Raw genomic sequence first — 12,652 nt, forward strand, 5'->3', positions numbered from 1 at the left:
TTTAGGTAATTAATTACATATTTACGAAATATAAGAATTTTTATTGAGGGCGATCTTATCAACCTTGTTAAAATGAATTTTGATCTACATTATTTTATCATACAATGTTACTCATCAATTCCAATACTTACCATTACCATAGATCAATAAAAAATGAATTTGTTTAAGCTTCTTTTTGTTACCTTTTTTATCGTTGTGTTCAGCAGTTGGAAAACTGATGATCCTTTTAAAGCAGAAATTACAGCAACAATTAGAAAGCAAGTTATTGCAGAAGCAAATTGGGCCATGCAACAAAAACCCATTACGGTAACTGCCGAAACTTCGAGCAGAAGTACTGGAGGTAAAAACGATTTTTATTCTGAAGGCGATTATTGGTGGCCAAATCCAGAAAAACCAGATGGTCCATATATCCAAAAAGACGGACTAACCAATCCACAAAACTTTGTAGCACACCGTTTGGCAATGATCCGTTTTAGTCAGATTATTGGTGCATTGGCCTCTGCTTATCAAATTACGGGTAACGATAAATATGTGAAACAGGCATTGGTACATCTCAATGCTTGGTTTATTGATCCAGCTACAAAAATGAACCCCAATCTCTTATATGCCCAAGCGATAAAAGGAATTGCTACAGGGCGAGGAATAGGCATTATAGACACCATCCAACTCATGGAAGTAGTGCAGGGAATAATCGCCATGCAGAAATCTAAGGCAATGGCAAAATCGACAGTTGATGGTACCAAAACATGGTTCTCGGCGTATTTAACTTGGTTAACTACACATCAATATGGCAAGGACGAAATGAACGCCAAAAACAACCATGGTACCTGTTGGGTAATGCAGGTAGCTTGTTTTGCCAAATTTACCGACAATAAACAGTTGATCGATTTTTGTGTTGACCGTTACAAAACGATATTGTTACCTCAACAAATGGATGCAGACGGCAGCTTGCCTTTAGAACTTAAACGCACCAAACCTTTTGGTTATTCGATCTTTAATTTAGATGCGCTAGCCACCATTTGTCAGCTGTTGAGCACTACAAAAGATAATCTTTGGAAATTTGAAACTGCAGACGGAAAAGGGATAAAAAAGGGCGTGAGCTTCCTTTATCCATTTCTTGCTGATAAAAATAAATGGCCTTATGCAAAAGATGTGATGCATTGGAACAGTTGGCCAGTAGCACAGCCAGCACTTTTATTTTCCGCTGTGGCCTTCCATCAAAAAGATTGGCTCAATACTTGGAAAAAGGCTGAGCATGATCCAAAAAATGAGGAAGTAATAAGAAATTTACCTGTTAGGCACCCATTAATTTGGTTATAGTGATTAAATTGAACTTCACTAAAAACAACAGTAACGATTAATTGTTATTGTTCAAATAAATTAGAAGCTCGATGCCAAATCAACACAAGAAATTTCAATTTTTTCCTTTTCTGCTCTGCTTAATCATTCCCCTTAGTATTGGTGCAATTGGTGGTTTCTTAACCTTCGATTCTGTTAGAACTTGGTATCCCACTTTAAATAAACCTGCATTAAATCCACCCAATTCAATTTTTGGTCCTGTTTGGTCTGCACTTTATATCATCATGGGTATTTCTTCTTATCTGATATGGAGCAAACGCAAAATTGTTTCGGGCTATTGGTGGGCCGTAGGCATTTATGTACTGCAATTAATTTTAAATTTAACCTGGTCTTTTTTGTTTTTCTATCAGCACCAAATTGGTTTCGCCTTGGTAGAAATTGGGGTATTATTATTGACCATTATCATTAATGCCTTTATTTTTTTCAGGATTGATAAAGTAGCGGGTTGGTTATTTTTACCTTATATTCTTTGGGTCAGTTTTGCGTCTTATTTAACCTATTCTATTTTTATTTTAAACTAATTACAAAAGAAAACGATATTTTTATGGTGTGAGTTATCCTAAAAAGCTATTCGTTTTGTTCTTGGTACTTTTTGTGCTACAGGTTAAGGCACAAAAAGTTGGCTTGGTTTTAAGCGGTGGTGGTGCCAAAGGCTTGGCACACATTGGTACACTTAAGGCATTGGAAGAAAACAATATTCCGATAGATTACATTACCGGAACATCTATGGGCGGCATTGTAGGTGCCATGTATGCCGCTGGTTATTCTCCTACCCAAATAGAAAAAATTGCTTTGAGTTCTGATTTTCAAGATTGGGTGGGCGGAAAGTACAAAAGCGATTACAGTTATTACTTCCAGAAAAATAATGCCAATGCTTCCATTCTCACGGCAAAATTATCAATTGACCAAGGTTTAAGGTTAAGTTTTAGACCAAACATTGTAAATGATATTCCTTTAAATTTCGCTTTGTTAGAACTGTTTTCGCAGGCTTCTGCTATTTCAAAAGACAATTTCGATGAGCTTTTTGTTCCTTACCGTTGTATGGTTTCTGATGTGCTTTCGCAAAAAAGCATTACGGTAAGCAAAGGCAGTTTGGCCGAGGCTGTAAGGGCAACTATGACCGTACCCCTTGTGTACAGACCCATTAAACTAGAAGATAAATATGTTTTTGACGGAGGCTTATATAATAATTTCCCGGCAGACATTATGAAAAACGAATTTAAGCCCGACTTCATTATTGGTGCAAATGTATCTTCAAAAACGTTTAACGAATACCCAAAAGATGATGACCGCTTAATGAACAGATTTTTGGTCTATATGTTCTTATCCAAATCAGATTCTACCTTGGTTGGCGAAAATGGCATCTACATCCAACCTAACCTGGCAAATTTTAGTGTAACCAATTTTACACCTGTAGAAGAACTGATTAAACGAGGTTATGATGCTACAATGGCCGATATGAACAATATCAAAAAAGCAATTGCCAGAAGAGTAGACCCTAAGGAACTGTTAACCAAACGCAATAAATTTAATGAGCGTAAACCAGACCTCATGTTTAGCAATGTAACGGTAACAGGTGTAAACTCTCAACAGAAAAAATACATAGAAAGATTGTTTAAAAGCGACAATCCTACTTTTAACTTGGCAGATATTAGGCGTGGTTATTATAAATTGGTAGCTGATGAAACATTTGAAACGGTTTATCCTAAAATATCCTATCAACCAGAAACAGACAGTTACAACTTCGAAATTGTAGCTCAACCTAAAAAAAGTTTGAAGATCGATTTTGGAGGTAATATTTCGTCGAGACCAATTAGCAATGTTTATTTAGGGTTACAATACAATTACCTCAATAAAAAGGCCTATACATTTGGAACCAATTTTTATTCGGGCAGATTTTACGAATCTGTTCAATTGAGTGGTCGTGTAGATTACCCATCTGGTCTACCTCTTTTTCTTGGCGCCGATGTTACCTACAACCACTGGAATTATTACAATACTAGTCAGATCTTTTTAGAGAACCCACACCCTACCTATATTGAACAGGCCGACAGGAAAATAGACATTAAACTGGGTATGCCTTTAAATCGCAATGCAAGAATTACTTTAAGCACATCCTTTATCAACAACAATGATAAATATAGCCCTACCAATAGTTTCGCCATTGGCGATATTTTAGACAAGACAATTTACAATGGATTAAGAGGGAGCTTGGTTTTTGAGCAAAATTCATTGAACCGTAAACAATACCCTACCAGGGGCCATAGCTTTTTGTTAAGTGTTAATTATTCTACTGGTAAAGAAAATTATACTCCTGGCAATACGTATACTGGAAAAGCTGACATTAGTCAATTTCCTGTTTTTAGAAAATTTAGAGAATGGGGCCATATCAAACTAAGTGATGAACACTATTTCTTCCACTCTAACAGATATACTTTAGGTTACCTGGTTGAGGGCGTAATTTCAAATCAGCCACTGCTGGCCAACTATTATTCGACTTTGTTGGCTGCACCTGCATTTTACCCTTTACAAGACAGCAGATCATTGTTTTTAGAAAAATTTAGAGCTTCCAGTTATCTTGCTGGCGGATTAAAAAATATTTTTCAACTGAAAAAAAACCTCGATTTGCGTGTAGAGGGCTATCTATTCTTACCTTACAAAGCGTTTGAGCAAAGTGGTCAACAAGATGTTAGATATGCAAAAGCCTTTAGCCAATGGCGTTATGCAGGCACTGCAGGCCTAGTTTATAATACCCCAGTTGGCCCAATTAGTTTTAGCTATAATTTATACAACGATCCTATAAAAAGAAGCGGTGTTTTACTACATTTAGGCTATCTAATTTACAATAAAAGATCTATAGAATGATGTTACGCTCTATTTACCAGCAGTATCCATTCGTAGTACGCACTCTCTTAAAAATAAAATTTATACAATGAAAAAAATAGCTCTATTGTTTTTGCTGTTTATAACAAGTAACTGTTTTGCCCAAAATGCCAATGTCAACAACTTCTTAGTTAAAGAAAGCTTGCTTAAAAATAGCAAATTGGCCATTATTGCTGCCGATTCGCTAGACCAACCGCTCGAGAAGATCAATGGATTATATACCTTTAGTGTAAGTGGTTTTACGCAAGAGCTGACATTTAACAACGGTGTAGCTATTTTACCTTTACAGGTAGACAAATCTACCTTTGTTTACATTAAACATCAAAATGATCAGGGTACACATAGTAAATTACTTTACGTTTATAAAAAGGATGGCAACCTGAACCCATTTACCATTAGCAGAATATTTCTGATTATTATTCCACTGCTCTTAATCATATTGGTTTTTGCCTTCAAAAAATTCATTTATATAGGCCTTATCCTCTTGCTTATTTTTATGTATTTCACCTATAGTAATGGCCTAAACATTTCTACATTTTTCGAAACTACTTTTGATTATTTGAAGAATCTGATTTAGAAAGGTAAGCCAATACCAAAGTTATATTGCATAAAACGATAGCGATCTGGGGCATTTGTTACTTTATACAGATCTTTAAACGCTCTACCTCCGTTAATAAATTTGCCTATAACCCATTGTTCTGAGCCTTCAAACTGCGGATCTTTTATTTTTAAACCTAGGTCAAACCTGAAAACAAAAAACTGCACGTCGTATCTAAAACCAACACCTGTACCAATGGCTACCTGTTTACCCAATTGATCTAATTTAAAATAGGTTTCTGGCTGTGGGTTATTTGGAGAAATATTCCATACATTTCCCATATCAACAAATACAGCTCCTTTTAATCTTCCACCCATTATCTTATTCACCAATAAATAGCGATACTCAAAATTGGTTTCGATACGCATTTGACCAAGTTGGTCTATTCCAAAAGAAGAATTTCTTGCTGCCTCACTTGCAATTACCTTTCTATTGTAATTACCTGGACCTAAAGTTCTGGCCTGCCAAGCTCTAATGCCACTAGATCCGCCAGCATAAAACAATTTTTCGAAAGGGATAGAAATCGAGTTTCCATAGGCATAACCAATACCTGTGTTTAACCTGGCAATAAATTGGCGCTCGCCACCTAAACTTTTATACCAGCGCACATCAATCTCTGGACGAACATATTGGTTAAATGGCAAACCAAACAAGGTGCCAAAATCTCCATTTTTCGGATCGTGGGTTTGCCCGAAAAGTTTCGATGTCAATTGCAATAAATTACCTGCAATGTCAATGTTTCCCCTAAAATAAATAAACGACCTATTTTCTAATAGTTTATTCGCATTTAATGTATAGGCATATTTCATACCTAGCGTAAAGTCTTTACGACCAATTAATCTAATATTATAAGAGTTGGCCTCTAAAATCTGTTTATTGTTATTGTACTGCTCTAAATTTGATTTATCTAGGGTATCAATCAACACATTACCAAAGCGATACTCGATATTTAAGGGCGTAAATGAGTGTAGTTTTGATTTTGTTTCTACCCAATCGTAAGTAATGGCATTGATAAATATTTTACGGGTAGTAATGTCTTTTTGCAAAGCATATAAATAGCTAGATGAAAAGGTGGTAAAAGGCATTCCATTTTTTCCCATTTGGGGGATGGTTACAAACGGGATCATTAACCTAGGTACGGTTAAACTTGCACTTACAGAAAAGTCTCTTTGGTAGATATCTGTAAATATCGATTTTCCAGAACCTATCCTTGATTGTAGTCCACCTTTAACCTGAAACTGAAATCGCTCTGCACCCTTTAAAAAGTTATTGTTGGTATAGGTATTACTGAGGGTAAAACCTACAGTACCACTATTAAATGGCACCTCTCCTTCTATCCGGTTGCTCATCCGTTTTTGCGGAATGAGTAAGATATAAGGATTTAATTTGTTACTGCTATCCTTTGCCTTGGTGTATTCTATCTTCACATTTTTAAATACATTAAGCTCGTACAATCGATCGTAGGTTAGGTTTTCCTTTCTAACATCGTAAACTTCACTTTCTTTGATAAAATTATACCTTACAATCGGATTTCTTCTAAACCTACCCGATAAATCTGTAAATCTTATGTCCCTTATTGCTCTTTTTAACTTTAACGAATCGGCCAATCTTTCCATATTTGAAAATCCATCAGAATTTTCGGCAATAATTACGTTGGTGGTATCTATGGTATATACTTTATGTTTGCTTCCATCAAGTGGATCGTCAATAATTAGCCTTACGCTTACCTTACTACTTTTTTGACTCGAATCTGGTTCATACCTTACATAAGGGCGTTCAAAAAATCGATAACCATTCTGACGCATTACCGTATAGATCTGTTCTCTTTCATAGGCCAACGAATCTTCATCGTACTGCATACCTTCACGCAAATGGGTAAATGCAGTTTTATTGGAAAGATAAAGTGCTTTAACTGTAGGATCTGGAATTTGGTAGGTGATCTCGTTGATCTTGAAAGCCGGTCCCGGTTTGGCAATAAATTTAAGACTTGCTTTTTTCTTAGCAACGGTAATTTCCGACTTTACCTTTGCCATAAAGAAGCCTTTGCTTTTGAGGTATTTTTCGATTTGATTACGGGAAATTTCTACTAAAGTACTGTCTAAAATTGGAGGTGGAGAACCTAGTTGTTGCTTAATGCCAGAGGTTTTATATTTTCCGTTTTTGGTGTTGAATATGTTGTATATCGCTACGTTAATTCCTATGCCACCAGAAGGGCGAATATCTTTTTGTACATAATTATAGGCTTGCTCCTCAAATTGTTTATCTATGCTGTCTATTTCTACCTTTTTAACAATAGATTGATAGTCTTCAATGTACTTTGTTGATGAACATCCTGCTACAAAAACAAGAATAAATAGTAATATTGCAAGAAATTGTACCTGTTGCTTATAGTTATACTTGTATGCTTTCAAAATCTCAAATCAGTTTTATAAAATCCCTACATCAAAAAAAGTACCGCAAAGAAAGTGGAATATTTATTATTGAAGGTATAAAATCTATCACAGAATTCATAAATTCAAGCTATCAGCTCCATAGCATTTATTACACCCCTCAGTACACTTCTTCTTTACCCAAAAACACTGCAAATATAAAGTTATTTGAAGTAAACAACGTTGAATTGGAGAAGATTAGTACTTTACAAACCCCACAAGGAATTTTGGCCCTGGTGTATATCCCATCTGATCAAAAACTTGACCTTCAAAAATTAAACAATTGTTTTTCTTTGGTATTGGATGATGTACAGGATCCAGGCAATTTCGGGACCATCATCAGAACTGCAGATTGGTTTGGCATTACCAACATTATCTGCTCTGCACATACTGTAGAGGCCTACAATCCTAAAACTGTACAATCCACCATGGGCTCGCTGTGCAGGGTAAATATCAGTTACACTAACCTCTCTACTTTTTTTGAAACAGTAAAACTGCCTGTTTTTGGCGCTTTATTAGAGGGCAATAATATTTACACAACCAATTGGGGTAAAGAAGGATTAATTTTATTAGGCAACGAGGGGCATGGGATTTCTGAGGAACTCATTAAAAAAATAACTATTCCGGTAACCATACCCCGAATTGGACAGGCAGAATCGCTAAATGTGGCTGTTTCGGCAGCTATTTTTTGCAGCGAATTGGGAAAAGTATCGAAATAAAATAAAATATTAAACATTCGGCTTTGTATACTAACTTATAATTGTTATTTTTGCAACCTTGAATTTAAAAAGGTCGAGTGGCCGAGTGGCTAGGCAGAGGTCTGCAAAACCTTGTACAGCGGTTCGAATCCGCTCTCGACCTCAAGATTAACAATAATTAAAAGAAAATAAAGCTCATTATCATGGCAGTAACAAGATTAAAAAGAAAAGACAGATACAATAAAACAGTTTCTCGTTTAGAAGTTAAAACTTTAAAATTAGCTACTAACCTAGAATTGGGAAGCCGTTCTAAGCAATCTACAAAAGATCAATTGGCTAAAAACAATGCTGTTTTAGCTCAATTAGAAGCTAAAGCTTAGTCTATTTCTTTCTTTTAAGACTTTTAAAGCATCTTAGATTCATTTCTGGGATGCTTTTTTGTGCGCTCTAATCTCTGAAGTTCATGATGAACTATTTAAACCCATAACCTGTAACTTATAACTCATAACCAGCAACGCACAACCTGCAACCCGTAACCTAATTGTGAACCAGCTTATAAATGTTCTGCATGTAAATAGCTTCCTCAATTGCGCTCGCAAAATTATCGAGTTCCACTCTGGTAAACATTAAACAAATATCATTACAAGGGGTAGATAAAATAACAATCTCAGTACCATCTGGTGCATATTCTACATAATTATCAAACTCTATACGATTGGTAATTGCTGCAAATTGGTCAAATTGATCAAAAGTAAACCTCATCAACAAACCTGTTTTCCAAATATTTACGGTTTTGCAGTTTACACATTGTGTGATAGCTACTCCTTCTCTCTGGGCGATAATTGTCTTTTTACACATACGCTGTTCTTCAATTGTTAAAGATACAAATATCACCTTATTTAGAATAATTCCAAATAAAAATGAAATTTACTATTTTATTTGCGTAAGCAAATACTTACCTATATATTTGTGTAAGCAAACACTTACATAATTAAAATGAGAAGAGATGTATTTCAGGCTATCGCCGACCCTACCAGACGAGAAATTATCAACTTAATTGCCACTCAGTCGTTAAACTTAAATGCCATTGCAGATAACTTTGAGATGAGCAGGCCAGCTATATCTCAACATATTAAAATTCTGACCGAATGCGGTTTAATTAGCATTAAAAAGGAGGGCCGAGAAAGATTTTGTAAGGTCAAATTCCAAAAACTAAAGGAAGTTTCTAAGTGGGTAGAACAGTACCGTATTTTCTGGATTGATAAACTAGATGCGCTCGAAAACCACTTATCAAACAGTATTAACGAAGTTAATTTTAAAAAATAATCGATATGAAAAAAGAACAAGTTGTTGTTGAAAGAACATTTAATGCGCCTATCGAGAAAGTATGGCGTGCCATTACAGATAACAATGAATTGAAAAACTGGTATTTCCAGTTAAAAGATTTTCAGGCCAAAGTTGGATTTAAGTTTGATTTTATCGGTGGGCCGGAAGACGGTACCCAATACCTGCACTTGTGCGAGGTAACCGAAGTTGTTGAGGGCAAGAAACTAACTTACAGCTGGAGGTATGACAACTACCCTGGCAACTCTTTTGTAACCTGGGAGCTCTTTGACAAAGGAGAACAAACCTTACTTGTATTAACCCATATTGGATTGGAAACTTTTGAAGAAATTGGACCAGATTTTGCCAAAACAAGTTTCAATGGTGGCTGGACCTACTTTATGCATACTGCTTTAAAAAACCATTTAGAGCCAGCAGAAAGCTAGACTCATTATTATGCAAACAAAGCCCTAATCCATTGGCGGTTATGGCTTTGTTTTATTTTTCTTGTTATAAGTTACACGCTGAGGCTTGTGTAGTTATACTGTCGCAATAAACCCTTTAAATTGTCTTATTTAGGTACCAAAACTTAGTATATTACATGGTAAGTTTGTTTGATCAAATCAAAAGAACCATGAATATATTTAAAAATATAGACGAGTATATCGCTACCTTTCCAGAAGAAACACAAAAGCTCTTGCAGCAGGTTCGGTCTACCATCCAAAAGGCAGCACCTACAGCAGAAGAGAAAATTAGCTATGCCATGCCAACTTTTGCCCTAAATGGAAACTTGATCCATTTTGCAGCTTACAAGCACCATATTGGCCTCTACCCTGCCCCACAAGGCATTGAAGCTTTTAAAGAAGAGCTCTCTGCCTACAAAGGTGCCAAAGGCTCTGTTCAATTTCCATTAAACAAACCCATGCCTTTAGATTTAATTGCCAGAATTACAGCCTATCGGGTAAAGCAAAACCTAGCCAAACCTCTGAAAAAGAAATCATCTTAAATTTAGCATAGAGAAAAGCTTTATTTTGTGTTTTTGTATCTTTGAACCCAACAATGAGCAATGACACCAAACGGCTTTCGCGATTAACCGCCATACTTACCCAATTGCAAACCAAACGGCTTTTGACGGCTACCGAGTTGGCTAAAAAGTTTTCGGTAAGTATCAGAACGATTTATCGTGATATGAAGGCATTGGAGCAGGCTAATATCCCTATCATTACCGAAGAAGGAAAAGGCTATACCTTAATGGAGGGTTATAGAATTCCGCCAGTAATGTTTACAGAAAGTGAAGCCAATGCATTGATTACTGCAGAACAATTGGTGCTCAAAAACAAAGACTCTTCTTTTGTAAAAGAATATACGGCCGCCATCAATAAAATCAAATCTGTATTACAATACGGCACAAAAGACAAAGCAAATTTACTGGCCAACCGAATTGTTTTTAGAAACAATGCGGAAAACAATCAGACCAGTAATTACCTATCTGCATTACAATTGGCATTAACCAATTACAAACTTACCAAAATCAGCTACCATGCTATAGAAAAAGATGAAAAGACCAGTAGAATTGTGGAGCCCTTTGCGGTATACAACACCCAAGAAAATTGGCTACTTATCGCTTTTTGTCGGTTAAGAAAAGAGTACCGAGCATTTAGGTTAGATCGAATTCAAACGTTGGAAATATTGGAAGAGCAATTTGAGCCACATCCAATTTCGCTGCAAGAATACTTTGAAATTTGCAAACAAAAATCTACTCCAACACCCCTGACATAAGGCTGTCAACAGGCCCCATTACTTTTGTGTTTTAATCTTAAAACCCAGAAAGAATGAGCACTCAAAAAATTCAAACATTTAATGTAATTGGCATCGCAATTAGAACCACTAATGAAAATGAACAGGCAGCAACGGATATTCCAGCGCTGTGGGAAAAATTTATGGACGAAGGAATAGCCGAAAAAATTCCGAATAAAATAGACCATTCGTTGTATTGCATCTACACAGACTACGAAAAAGACCATACCAAACCCTACACTACCTTGCTTGGTTGCAAAGTTGAAAGTTTAGCAATCATTCCTGATGGCATGGTAGGTAAAACCTTCGAAACTGCCAATTATGAAAAACATGTAGCAAAAGGAAATATATACCAAGGACTAGTTTACAATGCATGGCTAAAAATTTGGGAGGCTAATTTACCCAGAACATTTACAGCAGACTTTGAAATTTATGGAGAAAAGGCACAAAATCCTGAAGATGCAGAAGTTGATATTTTCATTGCTGTTGGCCAGTAAACCGCAGCGTTAAGCCAATTCCTTACAAATCCTTTTAATCAGGCCTGGGCCTTCATAAATAAAACCAGTATAGAGTTGAACCAATGAAGCTCCAGCCTCGATTTTATCTTTTGCATCTTGTGGAGAATGGATACCACCTACCCCAATAATCGGAAATGACTTTCCAGATTTTTCGGCTAAATAACGGATCACCTCGGTAGATCTTTGGGTTAAAGGTTTGCCGCTTAAACCACCCGTTTCACTTTTCATGCTTTCTTCTGCATAAAGGCCATTCCTATCTACGGTTGTGTTGGTGGCTATTACGCCTGCAATATTTGTTTCCTTAACTATTTCCACAATATCATCCAATTGCTCATTGGTTAAATCTGGTGCAATTTTAAGGAGAATTGGTCTAGAGATGTTATTTTTAAGATTGCGTTGTTGTAGTGTATTCAACAATGCTTTAAGCGGTTCTTTTTCTTGCAATGCCCTTAAGCCAGGTGTGTTTGGCGAACTTACATTAACCACAAAATAATCAACTACGTCGAATAAACGATCGAAACATTTAATGTAATCGTTTACTGCCTCTTCATTTGGGGTATTTTTGTTTTTACCAATGTTACCACCCACCACAATCTGTGGATCTTTTTCTTTAAGCATCCGTAAACGCTCGGCCATTACATCAACACCCTTGTTATTGAAACCCATGCGGTTAATGATCGCTTCATCTTCTTGAAGCCTAAACATGCGTGGTTTATCATTACCAGGTTGTGGTAACGGTGTAACTGTACCTACTTCAATAAAGCCAAAACCCAAATTACTTAGCGCTTCTACGTATTCGCCATTTTTATCAAAACCTGCAGCTAAACCTACTGGATTTTTAAATTTGATACCAAAAACCTCTCGCTCCAATCCCTTCAAATGAATATCATAACTCCCTCTCAGAATTGTTTTACCTAATGGGAAATAATCATGAAACCATTTGAGGCGTTTTACTACAAAGTAATGAACGTTTTCTGGGTCGAACTTAAAGAAGACTGGCTTTATGAGGCGATACATGCCACGAAGATAGGCAAGATATAGAAGATG

At 36.2% G+C, this 12,652-nt stretch carries 14 protein-coding genes and 1 tRNA gene; 12 read left to right on the forward strand and 3 right to left on the reverse strand.

The window, feature by feature from the left end; all coding sequences use genetic code 11:
* Nucleotides 1-153: 153 nt before the first annotated feature.
* The 4 genes from AQF98_RS04555 (at nt 154) to AQF98_RS04570 (ending at nt 4,819) form a co-directional block, all read left to right on the forward strand.
* Nucleotides 154-1,320 carry an alginate lyase family protein gene (locus AQF98_RS04555; RefSeq protein ID WP_055130747.1) on the forward strand — a complete coding sequence of 389 codons (1,167 nt, stop codon included), beginning with the start codon at nt 154-156 and terminating at the stop codon, nt 1,318-1,320.
* A 71-nt stretch (nt 1,321-1,391) separates the two neighbouring features.
* Nucleotides 1,392-1,880 (forward strand): TspO/MBR family protein, encoded by a 489-nt coding sequence (locus tag AQF98_RS04560; protein WP_055130748.1) that lies wholly within the window; start codon nt 1,392-1,394, stop codon nt 1,878-1,880.
* Nucleotides 1,881-1,908: 28 nt separating this feature from the next.
* Nucleotides 1,909-4,224, forward strand: a complete 2,316-nt coding sequence (locus AQF98_RS04565; RefSeq protein ID WP_055130749.1) for a patatin-like phospholipase family protein — start codon at nt 1,909-1,911, stop codon at nt 4,222-4,224.
* Nucleotides 4,225-4,291: 67 nt separating this feature from the next.
* Complete coding sequence (locus AQF98_RS04570; protein WP_055130750.1) at nt 4,292-4,819, forward strand: hypothetical protein; 528 nt, start codon at nt 4,292-4,294, stop codon at nt 4,817-4,819.
* Here AQF98_RS04570 and AQF98_RS04575 read toward each other — a convergent pair.
* Nucleotides 4,816-7,251, reverse strand: coding sequence for a BamA/TamA family outer membrane protein (locus tag AQF98_RS04575; protein WP_055130751.1), 2,436 nt, complete (start codon nt 7,249-7,251; stop codon nt 4,816-4,818). The genes AQF98_RS04570 and AQF98_RS04575 overlap by 4 nt on opposite strands.
* Here AQF98_RS04575 and AQF98_RS04580 point away from each other — a divergent pair.
* The 3 genes from AQF98_RS04580 (at nt 7,242) to AQF98_RS04590 (ending at nt 8,347) form a co-directional block, all read left to right on the forward strand.
* On the forward strand, nt 7,242-7,988 hold the full coding sequence (locus tag AQF98_RS04580) for an RNA methyltransferase (protein ID WP_055130752.1): 747 nt from the start codon (nt 7,242-7,244) through the stop codon (nt 7,986-7,988). The genes AQF98_RS04575 and AQF98_RS04580 overlap by 10 nt on opposite strands.
* A 71-nt stretch (nt 7,989-8,059) precedes the next feature.
* A tRNA-Cys gene (locus AQF98_RS04585) sits at nt 8,060-8,130 on the forward strand.
* A gap of 40 nt (nt 8,131-8,170) precedes the next feature.
* Nucleotides 8,171-8,347: a hypothetical protein gene (locus AQF98_RS04590; protein WP_055130753.1), complete on the forward strand. Its 177-nt coding sequence runs from the start codon at nt 8,171-8,173 to the stop codon at nt 8,345-8,347.
* Nucleotides 8,348-8,504: 157 nt separating this feature from the next.
* Here AQF98_RS04590 and AQF98_RS04595 read toward each other — a convergent pair whose 3' ends face one another.
* On the reverse strand, nt 8,505-8,825 hold the full coding sequence (locus tag AQF98_RS04595) for a DUF6686 family protein (protein ID WP_055130754.1): 321 nt from the start codon (nt 8,823-8,825) through the stop codon (nt 8,505-8,507).
* Nucleotides 8,826-8,963: 138 nt separating this feature from the next.
* Here AQF98_RS04595 and AQF98_RS04600 point away from each other — a divergent pair, with 138 nt between their 5' ends.
* The 5 genes from AQF98_RS04600 to AQF98_RS04620 all read left to right on the forward strand — a co-directional run bounded on the left by AQF98_RS04600 (nt 8,964) and on the right by AQF98_RS04620 (nt 11,584).
* Nucleotides 8,964-9,293: a helix-turn-helix transcriptional regulator gene (locus tag AQF98_RS04600; RefSeq protein ID WP_055130755.1), complete on the forward strand. Its 330-nt coding sequence runs from the start codon at nt 8,964-8,966 to the stop codon at nt 9,291-9,293.
* Between the two features lie 5 nt (nt 9,294-9,298).
* Complete coding sequence (locus AQF98_RS04605; RefSeq protein WP_055130756.1) at nt 9,299-9,736, forward strand: SRPBCC domain-containing protein; 438 nt, start codon at nt 9,299-9,301, stop codon at nt 9,734-9,736.
* A gap of 188 nt (nt 9,737-9,924) precedes the next feature.
* Entirely contained in the window at nt 9,925-10,296 is a 372-nt protein-coding gene (locus AQF98_RS04610; RefSeq protein WP_055131072.1) for an iron chaperone, read from the forward strand.
* Between the two features lie 53 nt (nt 10,297-10,349).
* Complete coding sequence (locus AQF98_RS04615; protein WP_055130757.1) at nt 10,350-11,069, forward strand: YafY family protein; 720 nt, start codon at nt 10,350-10,352, stop codon at nt 11,067-11,069.
* 53 nt (nt 11,070-11,122) lie between these two features.
* A complete protein-coding gene (locus tag AQF98_RS04620) occupies nt 11,123-11,584 on the forward strand; it encodes a GyrI-like domain-containing protein (protein WP_055130758.1) in 462 nt (153 codons plus the stop codon).
* 9 nt (nt 11,585-11,593) lie between these two features.
* Here the strand turns inward: AQF98_RS04620 and AQF98_RS04625 are convergent, their stop codons facing one another.
* Nucleotides 11,594-12,622, reverse strand: a complete 1,029-nt coding sequence (locus AQF98_RS04625; RefSeq protein WP_055130759.1) for a quinone-dependent dihydroorotate dehydrogenase — start codon at nt 12,620-12,622, stop codon at nt 11,594-11,596.
* Between the last annotated feature and the right edge of the window lie 30 nt (nt 12,623-12,652).

The organism is Pedobacter sp. Hv1 (assembly GCF_001412215.1).
Taxonomy (GTDB): Bacteria; Bacteroidota; Bacteroidia; order Sphingobacteriales; family Sphingobacteriaceae; genus Pedobacter.